Source organism: Sedimentitalea sp. (genome assembly GCF_039973035.1).
GTDB lineage: Bacteria > Pseudomonadota > Alphaproteobacteria > Rhodobacterales > Rhodobacteraceae > Sedimentitalea.
Map to the genome: position 1 here is coordinate 1 of NZ_JBDWLR010000012.1, position 16048 is coordinate 16048.

The window sequence follows — 16048 nt, forward strand, 5'->3', positions numbered from 1 at the left end:
CGTGGCTTGCCGTGAGACTTCGGAAAAAAGGGGCAAGCTTGGCCATCTGCTCGTCGGTCCGCCAGTAAAGGTCGCTCATGCCACCACTTCGTTTTCCGAGCCGTAAATTCGCCGCACACTGAAAATCAATGCTTCCTGACCTTCGCTAAAGATAATTTCCGACCCCAGGTACTTGTGTTCGACAAGGACACCGATGGCGATATAGAGAAGGATATCGGTTTCGAAGCATCCGCTAGTGATGGAATACACCTAAGGTGTTCAAACTACCTGTCCCTTCTCAAGTTAGAAGATAAGTATAGTACCAATCACTCGGGGTTGGTTGTTTTCGATGAACCCGGACAACAAGCTGCTGAGCCTGTCAACTTGAATAGCCTATTTCGAGAGGCGGCTAAAGAACGGCTGGGCTGGGCGGACACCAAATCCTAATTGCAACCTCGGAAAAGGAAGTAGCTATTAAAGAGGCGCTTGGTGACCGTGACTACAACTTGATAGCGTTCAATGGCTACATACTAAAACCGCTGACTCAAGATCATACAATCCCCCAAGTATAGCTTTAAAACTCTCTTGCACCACGAACACCTTTCGATGACGTCCACTATCATCGGTGAAGATGACGCACCCCGCTGGACCATCTGGCCAATAGCATCGGCCAGTAGTTCCAGAAGTGCCGTCGAACGGCCCAACCAGTCGGCCATGGTCGAGCGGTCGAGATTTAGACCGTCGCGGGCATAGATTTGGCTTTGGTGGTAAAGCGGCAGATGATCCGCGTACTTTGAGACTAGCACATGCGCCAACAGCGCCGGTCGCGGTCGGCTGCTGCTCATCACCCGGCAGGAAGTAGTTTCTCAACAAGATGCGGTTCTTCAATTTCTGATGCCATCGCTCGATCTTGCCCTGAGTTTGGGGGGTGATACGGCGCACCGCGGGACCAAAGAAACTGCCTGCTACATCAACTGACGATATGACCTGACCGCCCTAGCGCATATGAGGCAGCACCGCCTTGGTGCAGCGCACAACACCTGTAAAGTTGATATCCACGATCTTCTGGATGTCCTCTTCGCTCGCCTGTTCGGTGCTCCGGACAAAGCCAAGACCGGCGTTGTCCACAAGGGGTCGATACGCCCCTGTCCGCAATGACCTGTTCCACGGCGGCATTGACCGATACACTATCCTGCACGTCCAGTTGCAGAACCTGCATTGAAACGCCGGCCTGCTCAGCCACGGCGCCCCAAGCACCAAGCCGATCAAGGTTGCGCATCGTGGTGTAGACCGTTTGCCCCACCTTGGCAGCCTACACGGAGATTGTGATGACCAGCCCTGTGGAGGTTCCGGTATCCAGAATGACCTTGCTCATGAGGGGTATCCTCTTGAAGCGGTATCAAGCTGCGATCGAAAGCCAGACCCGATCAAAGGTCTGTTCGATTGTCGAGCTGTCGAGCCCAGTTCCATTCAATGCTGAACTACGGGCCAGTTGCATTTCGGGAGCATTGAGGAGAAGCGACAAAAGGCTGGTATAGAGAGGCACGAGCGTCCCGTCATCCACGCCACGTCGCAAAACGTCAGCAATGTCCTTGGCAAACCCATCCACGATAGCTTGCTGTGCGGGCGTCAGGATCTTTGCGGCATTTCCGAATTCCAGAAAAAGCAGATCCTGCGGTTGCTCAGACACAAAGTCGAACATCCGGAACCACATCTGTCGGATAGAGCTTGCCGTGCCACCTGCGTTCAACCCCTGTATCTGAGCGCCGTGAAACTCACTCTTGATTTCCATATAGACTTGCCCAAGCATATCGTCCTTGTTTTTGAAGTGTACATCGACGGTGCCCGCCAAAACATGGGCGCGCTGGACCACACCGGCGACGGACACGGCAGCAAATCCTTTCTCGACTCCTTTGGCCACGGCGGCGTTCCGGAGCTTGCGGCGATTCGCGTCTTTGGTCGTTCTGGGCATTGGCCTCGTATCCTGCACCGGTTCAGCAGGATATATGATAATGAATATTCATTACCATTGCGGACGCCAAAACTTATGGCGAGGGTAAGCTTTTTTCGACCACGTCAATTGACGCATGCATGCTGTGTCCGACCGGCAGAACAGGAATGCATGAAGCACCCCGAAAGCCATCCTTCGGGAACGGTCTGCACAATCCGCGACAGAGCGGCCTTAGCGGCCCATTAATTGAAAAAATCGATAGCGTCCGCTTGCCTCACCCACCGTCCCGAAACAGATAGATCGGACTCGTCCACGCTTGGTTACCATCCTCAAAAGTCGCGCAGATCCAAATCGGAGTATCACCAGTTTCGCGAATCTTGACGGTTTCGTGCAGTGTGATCTCGCGCGACAGCGGTGCATCGGGCAGACGCTGAACCCGCAATTCCCGCGCGAGCCCACCGGCGTCCATCACCACCGGCTCGCCTCCGATATCATCCAACGGCAGCGCGAGATTTCCGAGGTTGGTAAGGATGTCGAGCAACGCGCCCTCCTCGGCGTCGACCCATATGTCAAATCCCATCATGTTGCCGGTCGTCACCGCGCTCCAGACGACTGCGCCAGATCCTGTCTGCTCTAGCCTTTGTTCATGGTTCAGTCGGTTGATCCGCTCGAACCGATCAATACGTGCCGCCTTGAAATCGGCCCGGCCTCGCCAATTGGTGTTGCGCCCCCGGCCGCGATACTCGGCCCCGGACCACATGACTCTGATCCGATTGCCCAAATCGGCCTCGTCGTAGGGCCGAATACGTTTGAGCACATCAGCCTTGTCGCGCAGCTCCAGGCTGGCGATCCCCGCCGGTGACTTGACCGTCACTTCGATTTCGGCGGTGTCGCCATTGACCCTGACGATGTCACCCATTGTGCAGCGATCAACGGCCTCCGTATCAGTCTCTGGAAGGGCATCCGGGTTGCGCAGGTACAACGTACCGCCCTCAGGCAACTTTGCCGAAACATCGACAAAGACGCGCGGCCCGGTCGTGCCAAAGGTATGGCGACGCCGGATCGCTTCAAAGATGGCACTGCGAGTGTTCTCCGCGGTTACAAAACAGGTCAGCCCCCCATAGGCGCCAAACACCGATGCGCCGGGATAGCTGGATCCCGGCCGCCCCTTGTGACCGTCACTGTTACATACGACCCCGACACGACGCCGCAGCGGAAAGCCATCAGTCAGAATCCACTCAAAGCTGCCCCAGGCGGAATGCATCTCGACCGCCGCCTCGAAGCGAGGGTCATGGTCAAAAAAGATATTGGCATAGCGCCCACCCACATGGGCGTACATAACGGTCTCGGTCGGTTCGGCCTCGAACTTCTTGTAGAGGTCGGTCAGCGTATGGGCATCATTTGCGGCGTCACTGCGATCCGCAACCAGCGCGTGCGAGCAGCGATAGATCGGCGCGCCTTCGTCTAGGTAGAATACGTTGTGATCGCCTCCGACCGCGGTGTTCCCAGACCACTCATAGCCCGGCAATACGGTAAAACGCCCAGGATCGTTGGCTTCGGCGGTGATTTCGTTCAGGCGCGTCCAGAACCGATCGGTGATCTGAAAATCGTTTCCCTGATGGCTGGTCACGTCGAGAAAGGATTTGCTGCGCGCAAAGTCAAAATAGTACTCCGCGATGTTGGTCCCGACCGTTTCGCCGGTCTGCCCATGCAGATCGCCCCAGTAATGCACGGTCTCGCGGTCACTGATGACGAGAGGACCTGTCTTGACCACCTGCCCCGTTTCATCCGTGAGCGTGATCTGCAGTTCCCCCTCGGTGTCACATGTCAGCCCTTCGAGCGTCATCGCGCCACTCTCCGGGGAAAAGTCGATGGTTTCGGGTAGCCCGTTGACTGGCACCGGGCATTCAACCGTAAAGCGACGCGGTCCTTGCCCGGTGGGATTACCCCAACGATCCTCAGCCTTCACTCCCAGATGAAAGGGCTGTCCGGGCCGACGCAGGGTCGGAAGAACCGCGAGATGACGTGATGCCGGCCCCGGTACGACCGTTACGAAAAGCGGGTCACCGGGTACCGGGATATGAACGCCCGTCGCCTGCACATCGGCCATCACCCGAAAGACGCGCCCCGAGTCCAGGAACGTCGGCATCAACAGACCCGGGCTTCCCCCGGTAGTACCCCCGATGACAATCTCGATGGTTTCGCCGGGCTTAAGGTAACCACCGCTCTGATACACGGTCAGCGTCTCGTTCCAAGGACGCTGACCACCGTTTCGATCGTATTTGAGTTGTAACTGCCCCTCGCCAGAACTGCGCGCGGTGACATAGTTTGCCGCCGCCGGATCGGTCGTCTGAAGAAACCCCGCATCCGAGATGAAACGGAAGGCAACCCGGACGCTGCCTGTATCGTCAAGGCCCAGTTTGCCGGTCTGATAGCGAATCTTGAATGTCTGATAGGTGCGCACCTCTGCCGTGCGCGGCCCCTCCATCGTCGCCGTGCCATAGAGCGAATCATCGTCACCTGGCAGCGTTGTAAAGCGCGCGTCGCCAACAAGAGCAGGGTCGACAGGATGATGAGGAAGGGTCATGCAGAAATCTCCGGATTAGACATTAATATATAGTTTTACAGAAAGCCTCTCGATTATCCAGACAGGTTTTAGCGTGATGTCAGAGAAATGAGGGTGAAAGTATAAAATATTGGCAATACTTCAAATGAATTTCGACGAACGCAGGAAATATGAGAAAAGTTTTGCACTCGTAATACTCTATAGTATTCTAAACCCACCCAACCAGAGAGGTCCTCCAATGAAATTCCCAACGGCCGCCATCGCATTCACGTTCGCCTCCGGTGTCGCATTCGCCGCAGCTGCACAGGATTATCCGTCAAAGCCCGTCACCCTTGTTATCCCCTACGCTGCCGGGGGGTCGACAGAGACCATGGCGCGAATCTTCTCGGTCGCACTGGGCGAGGAGATCGGACAAAAGATCATCGTCAAGGTGCGTCCCGGTGCGGGCGGCGCCCTTGGCGCTTCCGAAGTGTCGCGCGCGCCGGCAGATGGCTATACTATCCTGTTTTCCACTGCATCGTCACTGATGTGGCCGCCCCTCACGCAGGATGTGGATTTCACCCTCGACAGTTTTGATTTCGTGGCAAAGATCACCGACTATCAACAGGCAGTCGTCGCCGCCGCAGATGCGCCCTTTGACACGATGGAGGAACTGGTTGCCCAGTCCAGCGACAGTACGCTGAGTTATGGGGATCAAAGCTCCATTTCACGCGCCTTCATCGACGCGGTCGCCGAAAAGGAAGGCGTTCAATGGAACGGTATCCCGACAAAAGGCGGCGGCGAGATGGTCCCGTTCCTGTTGGGTGGCAAAATTGATTTCGCCTGGTCCGGCGGCGTCCATCAGGCATATGATGGTAAAATGAAAGTCTTGATGTCGATGAACAGCGACCGGCTTGCCGCCAGCCCTGACGTACCATCCATTCAGGAACTCTACGGATTTTCGATGCCAAGCCAGGCCATTCTCAGCGTTCCCGCCGGAACGCCCGAGGATATCATCGCCTTCATCGCAGAAAAGACCGAGGCCGCGATGGAAGATCCTGAATTCGTCGATCTGATGAACAACAAATTGAGCTTCCCTCTCGCCTATCAGGGCACAGCCGAGATCACCAAAGCGATCACCGACAGCAATGCGGTTCTTGCCGAGATCGCAGGTCAGGAGTGATCGTCGCAACCAACACGGATCAAGGCGCGAAGCGGCGCCTTGATTTCATCTGCGGTCTCGTCCTTGCCGTGCTGAGCCTGATCGCACTTGTCTGGCTCATTCCCGTTTCGGTACCCGGAGAGGCATCACGCGGTGAGGTTGCGCCCTCATTCTTTCCCAAACTGACGGCTGGTGTCGTACTGACCTGTTCGCTTGGGCTGATCTTTCTGAACCGTTCCACCTTGCAAGAAAGCAGCCATACCCGAGGGTTGCAGATCGTCACCGAAGTCGTGGGCTGGGGCGTCTTTGCAACCGTTATCATGTTGCTGCTGTTGCACGTCGGGCTCGCCCCCGCGAGCATTCTGGCCACCGCCGCAGCGACTGTGGTCTCACGTTATCGTGGGCGATGGTGGATCTCGGCGATCATCGCGCTCTCCCTGCCCTTTGTGCTGCAATTTGCGGTTCAGGCTCTTTTCAGCATCCAACTTCCCTGAGGCATCCCCATGATGGATCAGATCCTCACCGCCTTTGACGCGGCCTTTACCTTTTACAATCTCATCGCGATTGCCGGGGGGATCACGCTAGGCATCATCATCGGTGCCATTCCGGGGCTGGGCAGCACGACGGCAATGGCCGTCCTGATCCCGATCACCTATTACATGACCCCACTCGTCGCCATCGCCTTTCTCGTGGGCGTCAACAAGGGTGGCACATCGGGCGGCGCAATTCCCGCGATCCTGCTGAATAGTCCGGGCACACCGGAGTCTGCCGCCACCGCGATGGACGGCCACCCGATGGCAAAACGCGGAGAAGCCAAGCGCGCACTGAAGTTCGCGATCTTTTCTTCGGTGACCGGCGATACGATTTCCGATGTCATGCTGATCCTTCTGGTGGTTCCCTTTGCCGCCATCGCGTTGCAATTCGGTCCACTCGAATATGCAACGGTGTTCCTCTTTGCCTTTGCCCTGTTGTCGAGCATCACCGGCGACTCTCCCCTCAAGGGAACCATCGCGATCTTTGGTGGTGTGTTCCTGTCCACCGTGGGTCTTGATCCGGTGCACAGCACCCAGCGCATGACCTTTGGTGAGATCAATCTCTATGACGGCTTACCCCTGATCCCCATCGCCATTGGCGGGCTGGCATTGGCCTCGGTCCTGTCCGAAATGTTCGACATCGGCCGTTCCGGCGGCACCGAAGCGTTTGACCTGCAACAGTCGAAATCAGGCGAAAAGACATGGCTACCGGCAAGCGAATTCTTTTCCCACTGGAAGACCATTATCCGCTCATCTCTGATCGGCTCTTTTGTCGGAATGCTGCCAGGGCTGGGCGTGACGCTGGCCGCTTTTCTGTCCTATGGGGCTGCGCGACGCGCCTCTCCCAACGGACAGAATTTCGGCAAGGGTGAACCCGAAGGCATCATCGCCACCGAAGCCGCTAACAGCGCCGTCGTCGGCGCAAATCTGGTGCCGACCATCGCCCTCGGCATTCCCGGCAACATCGCGGCGGCACTTTTGATTGGAGCCCTGGTCATGCACGGGATCGTCCCCGGTCCTTTCATGCTGCAGATGCACGGAGACCTGATCTATGCGCTATTCGCTTCGATGATCCTCGCCAACTTTGTGCACCTCGTTATTGGTCGGATGGGCGTCAACGTCTGGGTTCATTTCGCCACCATCCCGCGTGGGCTGATCCTGCCCCCGGTCATCACCTTCTGCATCGTGGGTGTATTTCTGCCGGCGCAATCCTTCTGGGATGTGGGTGTGATGTTTGTCTTTGCCGGGCTGGGTATCCTGATGATACGCACCGGTTTTTCAATGGTCTGTCTGGTGATCGGCTTTCTGCTGGGTGGCCAGTTTGAAAACTCGATGCGCCAAACGCTCTTGCTCTACAACGGGAAATACGCCGAGATGCTTCAGTCTCCGGTCGCAATCCTGTTCCTTCTGCTGACGGTGGCGGTTATGGTTCGCGGAATTATGCGCGCCCGGACATCCTGATGAACCAGACAGAAATCGCCGAAGACGCCGACCGATTGATGGGGTTGCTTCGCGACATTCTTGAGCGAGAGATAAGGGAGGGTTCCAGCAAACGGAACGCGCTGCGGATCGCCCTGGTCTGGGCAATCAATGCTGACCGGCTCAAACCCGGTTCGCGACTGCCACCGGAAACCGCGCTCGCCCGCGACCTGGGCATCAGTCTTGGCACCGTTCAGGCCGCGCTGCGACAGGTTCAGGATCTTGGGCTGATCGAGAGGCGCAGGGGCGATGGTACCAGAGTATCCGCTGGCACCAAATTCTCGCCCACGATCTGGCATTTCCGCATGCACCTTGTGGACACCGGCGAGCAGTTCCGGATCATGCATCAAGAGGTAGAGGTGCTGCAAAGCACCGAACAGGGACGATGGAGTGAACAGCTCGGCGAACTCCCTAGCTTTCTCGTCATCCGCCGTCAGATCGAAGGCACCGGGGGCATCCGGATCGGGGCCGAGATGATGCTTGATCCCGCGCTGGTTCCACCACACCTGATTTCGGCCGGCGAGTTACGTCTGACAAACCTTCGGACGGTCATCGAACAAAAGCTCAAGATAAAGGCCGCGGGCGCCAAGCACCGGGTGAAGTGCGAAAATGTCGATCCCCGCAAGCTTGCCACATTTGGCCTCGACTTGCACCAGCGCACTCTGTGCGTCGATGCGCGGACCGTGCTGACAGATGGTCGACCGTTCTACTTCCAGACGCTTTATGTTCCTGCAGACCAGATCGAGCTTGAGTTTTAGCGCCGAGAGCATGTTTCGCCCCGCCCGATCAGGGGCGAGGCGATATTGGCGTGACATTCATTTGTCAGTGTTTTGACGGCACCAGACCGCTCCAACCTTTCATGTCAAGTGGCTGACCATCGGCATCCATGACCGGTTTCGGCGGCACCGACTTTTGCGTCGCCAGCGAAACCGCAACCATCAGTGTAACCGATGCGATGACGCCCCAGATCGATCCGATGTAGATCGCGTCCCAATTGGCCCAATCCTGATAGACCCCATCGACCCCCGGCACGACACCGGTGTTGGCCTCGGATGTGATAGGCAGATAATAATAGAACCCCGCAATCCAGCCAAGAAACCCACCTATCATCGCCGCCAGCGCGCCAACCGAGTTGGCCTTTTTCCAGAAGAAGCCGCAGGCATAGGGTACGAAATTCGACACCAAAAGCAGCGTCCAGGCGGCGACCATCAGGTTGTAGATCACTTCAAATTTCAGCGCGATCACCAGCGAAACACAAGCCACAACCGGCACGAAAATCCGGGTCCAGCGCAATGACGCCTCATCCGAGATATTCGGATTAAGCATCTTGCCGCCATTGTAGCCCACGATCGAAGCACCGGCGAGCGTCGCCGCAGCAGCCGAGGACATCAAGGCGGCGACGAGACCGCAGACAAAGATGATTACAAGGCCGGTTGGCAGGTATTCGGCCGCCATGACCAGCAACATCTGGTTCTGCACCACGTCAAATTCCATATCCGGGTAGAGCTTGAATGCCGCCACGCCGAGGATCACCGGGATCATGCCGAGGATGATATAAACGATACCGGACACGATGGCCGATGCGACACCGACGTTCTCCGACTTTGCCGACATCAGGCGCTGGTTCACGTCCTGTGCGGCAATCGAGCCGACACCAACGGCCATGATTGCAGCGAACCAATAGAACCAGCCCATATGCCCTGTGTAGTAGTTGAAACCGGTATTGCCCAGTTCAGCATCGGCGCGTGCCTCGGAAGTCGGGAAGAAGTCCCATTGGTTGATCCCCATCCAGTTATGCGACGGATCGTTCGAGAGGATGTAGTCCCAACCGCCGACCTCGGGCAGGCCCATGACGATGACAAAGATCGCGATCATCGAAACCGTCACAACGGCGATTTGCACGCTGTCGGTCATGGTGACCGCATACATACCGCCCATGACGGTGTAGGCGATCAGCACAAGCGTCGAGATACCTATGCCCCAGGCCAGCGGAATACCTGTGAAGAAGGTGATGATGGAACCGAACCCGACCAGCAGCGCGCCGATCCACCCCATTTCGGCGATCAGCATGACCAAGGCCGACAAACCAGCAACCTTGCTGTTATACCGGCTTTCGAAAAAATCTACCAAAGTCATGAATTTCGAACGTCGAACGACTCGGGCAAAGAAAACACCCAACAAGACAAGACACAACGCCGCGCCGAACGGGTCAAACACCACGCCCTGCACACCAAACAGATAGGTCGCGCCCGACGCGCCCATGGTGGTCCCGGCTCCGAACCATGTCGCAACCAGCGCGCCCACCATCAGCGGCAGACCCAGACGACGGCCCGCCACAAGAAAGTCAGCCTCGTCCGAAACCCGCTTTGATGCCCACCAACCGACGGCAAGCAAAAGCAGCATATATATGCCCAGCCCGGCGATGACCAAACTGCCGTTTTCGTAAGTCTGTTCCATTCTTTCAATCCCTGTCGCTTTTCAGGCTTCCCTTTTGGTTTGCCTATCCATGCGTTGGGTTTGCCGCAGATGAACGAGTTAACGAATTACGGAGTCAGAGATTGATACATCGACGTTTCTAGAAGTTTCCTGAAAGCGGCGCGTTTCTGTGCGTCCGTGCCGCCAAGCTATTGGAATCATTCAGCCGCCCGACGAGCGGACGGCTGGAAAATGGCGTTTTATTGGTACTCCGCAAGAAGAGTTTATGCTGCAAGTGCCAGAGAATTGCACGATGTGCTCAGACCTTGGACAGGATGTGTTTCACACCAAGATATCCGGACAAGCCCCAAGGCCCGAGTTCCCGCCCGATGCCGCTTTGTTTGAAACCACCCCAGGCACTGTCGGGGTAAACCACCTGTGGCGTGTTGATCCAGATCTGTCCCGCCTCAATCCGGTCGGCGATGGCCTTGGCCCGCGTCCAGTCGCCGCTGACGACCGATCCGACGAGTCCGTAGTGCGTGTCATTGGCCACTGCGATGGCCTCTTCGTCCGAGGACACAGTCGTCGTGGCCAACACCGGGCCGAAAATTTCGTCTCGCCAGATCGTATGATCCTGCGGCACGTCCCGAAAGATCGTTGGTTTGACGAAATGACCCTCGCGATCAATCGCGCCACCACCGATCACGCAATCGAGGCCGTCAGATTTCGCGTCCTCGATCATCCAGAGCACCTTGTGACATTGCGCGCTAGTGGTCAGCGGCCCCATCTCGACCCCATCCTCAAAGGGCGACCCGACCCGTAGCGCACGAGAGGCTTCGACCAGCGCCTCGATAAGTTTTGGTTCGATTGATTTATCCACGATCAATCTTGAGGTGGCGGAACACATCTGGCCCGCGTTGAAAAAGATGCCCCCCATGATGCAGGACACCGCCTGATCGATATCGGCATCGGCGGTGACGACTATGGGTGATTTGCCGCCAAGCTCGAGCGAGATCGGCAAACAACGCGCGGAAACCGCTTCCATCACCTTGGCGCCGATCATATTGGAGCCGGTAAAGCTGATCTTGCGGAATTCATGCGCCCGCGTCAGCGCGATGCCAACCTCGGCACCGCCAGTAACGATATTCAGAACCCCGGCAGGAAGGCCGATCTCGGCGGCGATATCGCCATAAACCAGTTCATTCAGCGGTGTCATTTCGCTGGTTTTCACAGTCGCAGTGCAGCCAGCGGCCAGCGCGGGAGCAATTTTCCACGCGCTTGTCACAAGTGGAAAGTTCCACGGTACGATCATGCCGACCGGCCCGACCGGTTCATGTCGCACCAGCCCGAAATGCATGCCGCCTGCGTGGTCAACGCGGGTGTCCTGACGTTCATCCAGCCCCTCGGCAAGGGTGGCGTAATAATCGAAGGTCGCAATCGCATCATCGACATCGATCTCGGCCTCGATGCGCGACTTGCCGTTGTTGTGCATCTGCACGCGCACTAGAATGGTCTTGCGCGATTCCAGCCCGCGCGCGAACCCGAGCAAGTACTTTGCCCGCTCGGCACCGGGTTTGCGTTTCCAGCCATCAAAGGCCTTTGCCGCTGCCCTGGCCGCCTTCTCTACATCTTCGGCGCTGCCAGCCTGCACCCGCGACAGAACATTACCGGTGCTGGGATCAATCACCTCCAGCATTTCGGCGCCACGTCCGTTTTTCCACTGCCCGCCCACAAAGACGGTGTTTTCTCGTTCCAGAAGTGCCTCGGGCATGATCCGTTCCCCAAATGATTTGCTCCGACAATGCGCGGGGGCCAAGGTGGAAAGAATGACGAAAGCCCGTCGTGTTGCTACGATGGATCTCGTGGAAAGACCGACGTCGCACCACGTTTATCGACGAAACCCCGACAATCCTCGGAGTATGGCATAGGTGTCCCGTTATTTTAGAACGAGGTTCGGGACGGCAGGGTGCCCGAAACGTGATGTGATGGGAGAAAGAACATGAGCTTTGCCACCGGTGCCCTGAAGGATGTGACATTCTTTCCGTTCTGGCTGGACAATGATGCGGCACCCGAGGTGACCGCGCAGCATATCGGTCACACCTCTGCCGATCTGTTGATCATCGGCGGTGGCTTTACCGGACTATGGGCCGCGATTCAGGCCAAGGAAGCCGATCCAGATCGCGACGTAATGCTGATAGAGGCAGGCAAAGTGGCCTATGGTGCCTCGGGCCGCCCTGGTGGCGTGGTCTCGACATCGATCATGCATGGTCTTCACAATGCCGAGCGACTGTTCCCCAACGACATCGCCGAACTCGAGCGTTTGGGTCAAGATAACATGCGCGGATTTCTTGACACGTTGGAACGGCACAAGATTGATGCGCATAACACATGGGGCGGAGAACTGACCGTTGCGATTGGTGACGGGGCCTTGCCGGATGTGCAGGCCGAACATGACCTGCACAAGAAATACGGTCACACTGTCGAACTGCTGGATCAGGCCGGTGTGCAGGCCGAGGTCAATTCGCCGATTTTCTCGGGCGGCTGCTGGAGCAAGGACTTGAGCGGCACCGTGCATCCAGCCCTTCTGGCCTGGGGTCTTAAGCGCGCGGCGCTGAACCTTGGGGTGCGGCTGCACGAATTGACGCCGATGGAAAAGATCGACCGTGAGAACGGTGTTCTCAAGGTCACCACACACGATGGAACCATCAAGGCGCGCAAGATCATGCTGGGCACAAATGCCTTTGCCGCCGGTCACAAGCGGATCAAGAAACGCGTGGCAGGCATCCGCGACCGGATCATAGCGACTGAACCCTTGACCGATGAACAGCTTGACCGGATCGGCTGGACCAACCGGCAGGGCATCTATGATACCCGCACACAGCTCAACTATATGCGGATGACCAAGGACAACCGGATCACCTTTGGTGGGCGGCTGATATATTACTATGACGGCACCAACAATACTGATCCAGCGGGCGAACGCGTGGTCGATCCCTATGTGCGGCTGGCGGATGCGTTTAACCGTACTTTTCCGCAACTGAACGACGTCAAGTTCACCCACGCTTGGTCAGGTCCAATTGCGCTGACAACGCGGATGGCGGTGCATTTTCAGGATTACATGGATGGCGATATGGTCTGGGTTGGTGGCTATTCCGGGTTTGGAATCTCGACCAGCCGGTTCGGGGCGCGTGTTGCGCTGGCCAAGCTGGATGGAGTTGATCTGCCGGAACTCAAGATGGATTTCGCCACCACCATGCCGAACACGATCCTGCCAGAGCCTTTCCGCTGGATTGGTTCAAAGGTTACGCTCTATGCACTCGACACGGCAGATGAAAAAGGCGGATGGCGTCACGCTTGGCTGAAACTCGTTCAGGCGATGGGATTTCCGCTTTCCTGATTGGTTGCGTGCGCGGCGCAGATGGCATCGCGCACGGCCTGAACACGCCGCTCGTTTGCGGTGTCTTCACGCGACGCGAGGCTCATCGGCAGTTCGTAGAAATAGGTTGCGGGATGAATTGCGCGCATCATCCCGTTGTGTACCCAGGGTGCCGCGAGATGTTCCGGCAGATAGCCGATATGCGTACCCGCCAGAACAAAATGCGCGACACCTTCCATGTAATGTGACACTGCTGAAGCGACCGGCGGATGGGCAAAGTGGATGGTCTGGGGTAGTTCGTAGGCCCGTGCGACCCAATCGGCCTGTTCCAGTTCTTCCGGAGCAATGTCATGCGGCGCGCGTTCAAACAGCGGGTTGTCAAAACCGCAATAGACCTGATGCCGTTCGTGAAACAGCAGTTCATAGCGCAGGCTGGGCGTCAGCGAATTGAACCAACCCAAGGCCAGATCAGTTTCGCGTTTCAACAGCGCCGTTTCTATTCTGCCGGGCGCCATCTGGCGCACTTCCAGTTGCAGATATGGGTTATCACGGCGCAGCTTTGCCATCGCCGCCGAGAACCGGCAGCCGGGATGGGTCAGAATATTATCGATCAGAATGATACGCACCGATCCGATCAGATCGTCCTGCGTCGCTTCGATGGTGTTGACGAATTCGCCAAGATCACGCAGCAGTTTGTAGGTCGAGGTCAGGACAATCTCGCCTTGATTGGTCAGCGAAAATCCCGCCCGCCCCCGCTCGCACAGGCGAAACCCCAGTCGGGTTTCCAGATTGGAAATTTGCGTACTGATCGTCGACGCCGCCACGTTCAGCCGGTCCTGCGCTGCGGCAAAGCCTCCACATTCAGCCACCGCCACAAAGACCCTGAGAAGATGGATGTCCGCGTCCCGGACCTGATTGAGCATGGTTCACCGCTACTTTTATCGTGCCTTAGCCTCATTGCATTCATGATTTTTCCGAACTGGCAAGGCTTTTACGGTGGTTCCATGAAAACCGGGCCGGACCATTCCTCCGATATCGGCCCGTCAAACCTCAAGTAGAGCAGGAATACCGATGAACTCAGTAGTGAAAATGACCCCCGACGGCGCTGGCGACCTTAAGCTTGAGCCCTGCTCGGTTGTGCCGCCAGAAGCGGTGATTGACGGCAATCCGCAAGAGCAAGGCGCGGTGATTTCGGAGTCTAAGGATGGCAACTTTGTTGTCGGCATCTGGGAAAGCACACCCTACGCCGAAGCGTTTGACGCCTATCCCGGCGACGAATTCTGTCAGGTGCTTTCCGGAAAGGTCACTCTGACAGATCAGGACGGAAACGCATCCACCTATGTGGCCGGCGAGAGCTACTTTGTTCCAAAGGGCTTCAAAGGCACGTTCCGGGTCGTCGAAACAATGCGCAAGTATTACGCTCTCTATATGGGCTGACGCCGGGAACAGTACTTTGGGAAACGAAAACAGCAGGGAGACCGACATGGCTTTCAATCAACCGCTTGGCGGAAACGAAATGCCCCGCTTTGGCGGGCTGAACACGATGATGCGGCTGCCACACCAGGAAAGCGCCGAAGGGTTGGACGCCTGTTTCGTCGGTATCCCTATGGATATTGGCACTTCGCACCGGTCCGGAACCCGTTTCGGCCCGCGCCACATCCGGGCAGAGAGCGCGATGATCCGACCCTACAACATGTGGACCAAGGTGTCGCCATTCGACTCCCTGCAAGTTGCCGATATCGGTGATATCGCCATCGACACGTTTGATCTGAAACGGTCGGTCCAGATCATCGAAGAACGTTACGACGAGATCCTCAAGCACGACGTCATCCCGCTGACGCTCGGTGGCGATCACACGCTCAGCTATCCGGTTCTCAAGGCAATTGCCAAGAAACACGGGCCTGTCGGCCTTGTGCATGTAGATGCTCATGCCGACATCAATGACCTGATGTTCGGCGAGGAAATCGCGCATGGGACACCTTTCCGTCGTTCGCACGAAGATCAATTGCTTGATCCTTCACGGGTCTGCCAGATCGGGCTGCGCGCCACCGGCTATGAGGCGGGCGATTTCGACTGGCCACGCGAACAGGGCTGGCGCGTCGTGCAGGCCGAGGAAATCTGGTACAAGTCCCTCGCCCCCCTGATGGAAGAGGTGCGTGCACAAATGGGTGACGGTCCGGTCTATGTAACCTTTGATATCGACAGTTTCGATCCCGCCTATGCGCCCGGCACAGGCACGGCAGAACCCGGCGGGCTGACCTCGCATCAGGGTATCGAACTGATCCGTGGTCTGGCTGGCCTCAACATTGTCGGCTGCGACCTTGTCGAGGTTTCACCACCCTACGATCAGACCGGTGCAACCGCTGTTCTCGCCGCCAACATCCTGTTCGAAATGCTCTGCGTACTGCCCGGCGTCAAGCCGCGCACCTGACGAGTCCAGCCTCGGCCACTGCGTTCTGCGGCGATGGTTGGCCGAGGCTACACAGACTCTGTACACTTTAGATTGCCGCAATCGCTTGCTTCTAAGGGCGGTCCCAGTGGCCGCCCCGAAATGCGAGGGCTGCACCGGCTGTGTACAGGAATGTATTGCGCTACCCCCATTAGATGA

At 57.2% G+C, this 16048-nt stretch carries 13 protein-coding genes and 2 pseudogenes; 7 read left to right on the forward strand and 8 right to left on the reverse strand.

Features of this window, described 5'->3' with window-relative positions:
- From ABJO75_RS01475 to ABJO75_RS01495, 5 genes and pseudogenes are all read right to left on the reverse strand, one after another.
- Window positions 1-79 (reverse strand): annotated as a pseudogene (locus ABJO75_RS01475) (IS5/IS1182 family transposase); the annotation flags it as partial.
- Between the two features lie 580 nt (window positions 80-659).
- A pseudogene (locus tag ABJO75_RS01480) lies at window positions 660-800 on the reverse strand (transposase); the annotation flags it as partial.
- 175 nt (window positions 801-975) lie between these two features.
- Complete coding sequence (locus ABJO75_RS01485) at window positions 976-1134, reverse strand: SDR family NAD(P)-dependent oxidoreductase (protein ID WP_348432374.1); 159 nt, start codon at window positions 1132-1134, stop codon at window positions 976-978.
- Window positions 1135-1378: 244 nt separating this feature from the next.
- The gene (locus tag ABJO75_RS01490) at window positions 1379-1951 is read right to left on the reverse strand and encodes a TetR/AcrR family transcriptional regulator (RefSeq protein ID WP_348132297.1); all 573 of its coding nucleotides are present in this window, start codon (window positions 1949-1951) and stop codon (window positions 1379-1381) included.
- Window positions 1952-2204: 253 nt separating this feature from the next.
- Window positions 2205-4517, reverse strand: coding sequence for a DUF3604 domain-containing protein (locus ABJO75_RS01495; protein WP_348132300.1), 2313 nt, complete (start codon window positions 4515-4517; stop codon window positions 2205-2207).
- 217 nt (window positions 4518-4734) lie between these two features.
- Here ABJO75_RS01495 and ABJO75_RS01500 point away from each other — a divergent pair, with 217 nt between their 5' ends.
- Genes ABJO75_RS01500 through ABJO75_RS01515 form a run of 4 tightly spaced genes read left to right on the forward strand, consistent with a single transcriptional unit; the run spans window position 4735 to window position 8407 of the window.
- Window positions 4735-5658, forward strand: coding sequence for a tripartite tricarboxylate transporter substrate binding protein (locus tag ABJO75_RS01500; protein ID WP_348132303.1), 924 nt, complete (start codon window positions 4735-4737; stop codon window positions 5656-5658).
- The gene (locus tag ABJO75_RS01505; RefSeq protein WP_348132306.1) at window positions 5655-6131 is read left to right on the forward strand and encodes a tripartite tricarboxylate transporter TctB family protein; all 477 of its coding nucleotides are present in this window, start codon (window positions 5655-5657) and stop codon (window positions 6129-6131) included. The genes ABJO75_RS01500 and ABJO75_RS01505 overlap by 4 nt, the downstream gene beginning before the upstream one ends.
- Window positions 6132-6140: 9 nt before the next feature.
- Window positions 6141-7631, forward strand: coding sequence for a tripartite tricarboxylate transporter permease (locus ABJO75_RS01510; RefSeq protein ID WP_348132308.1), 1491 nt, complete (start codon window positions 6141-6143; stop codon window positions 7629-7631).
- A complete protein-coding gene (locus tag ABJO75_RS01515) occupies window positions 7631-8407 on the forward strand; it encodes a GntR family transcriptional regulator (RefSeq protein WP_348132310.1) in 777 nt (258 codons plus the stop codon). The genes ABJO75_RS01510 and ABJO75_RS01515 overlap by 1 nt, the downstream gene beginning before the upstream one ends.
- A 64-nt stretch (window positions 8408-8471) precedes the next feature.
- Here the strand turns inward: ABJO75_RS01515 and ABJO75_RS01520 are convergent, their stop codons facing one another.
- Together ABJO75_RS01520 and ABJO75_RS01525 are read right to left on the reverse strand one after the other, a co-directional pair.
- Complete coding sequence (locus ABJO75_RS01520) at window positions 8472-10106, reverse strand: sodium:solute symporter family protein (RefSeq protein WP_348132313.1); 1635 nt, start codon at window positions 10104-10106, stop codon at window positions 8472-8474.
- Window positions 10107-10383: 277 nt separating this feature from the next.
- The gene (locus ABJO75_RS01525) at window positions 10384-11835 is read right to left on the reverse strand and encodes an aldehyde dehydrogenase family protein (protein WP_348132316.1); all 1452 of its coding nucleotides are present in this window, start codon (window positions 11833-11835) and stop codon (window positions 10384-10386) included.
- Between the two features lie 228 nt (window positions 11836-12063).
- Here ABJO75_RS01525 and ABJO75_RS01530 point away from each other — a divergent pair, with 228 nt between their 5' ends.
- Window positions 12064-13461: an FAD-dependent oxidoreductase gene (locus ABJO75_RS01530; RefSeq protein ID WP_348132319.1), complete on the forward strand. Its 1398-nt coding sequence runs from the start codon at window positions 12064-12066 to the stop codon at window positions 13459-13461.
- On the opposite strand, the gene ABJO75_RS01535 is transcribed toward ABJO75_RS01530, so the two are convergent.
- The gene (locus tag ABJO75_RS01535; RefSeq protein WP_348132321.1) at window positions 13434-14363 is read right to left on the reverse strand and encodes a LysR family transcriptional regulator; all 930 of its coding nucleotides are present in this window, start codon (window positions 14361-14363) and stop codon (window positions 13434-13436) included. The two genes, ABJO75_RS01530 and ABJO75_RS01535, sit on opposite strands and share 28 nt — an antisense overlap.
- Before the next feature lie 148 nt (window positions 14364-14511).
- On the opposite strand from ABJO75_RS01535, the gene ABJO75_RS01540 reads away from it, so the two are divergent.
- Both ABJO75_RS01540 and speB read left to right on the forward strand, forming a co-directional pair.
- Entirely contained in the window at window positions 14512-14877 is a 366-nt protein-coding gene (locus ABJO75_RS01540) for a cupin domain-containing protein (protein WP_348132324.1), read from the forward strand.
- A 46-nt stretch (window positions 14878-14923) separates the two neighbouring features.
- A complete protein-coding gene (speB, locus tag ABJO75_RS01545) occupies window positions 14924-15871 on the forward strand; it encodes an agmatinase (RefSeq protein ID WP_348132327.1) in 948 nt (315 codons plus the stop codon).
- Window positions 15872-16048 lie beyond the last annotated feature (177 nt).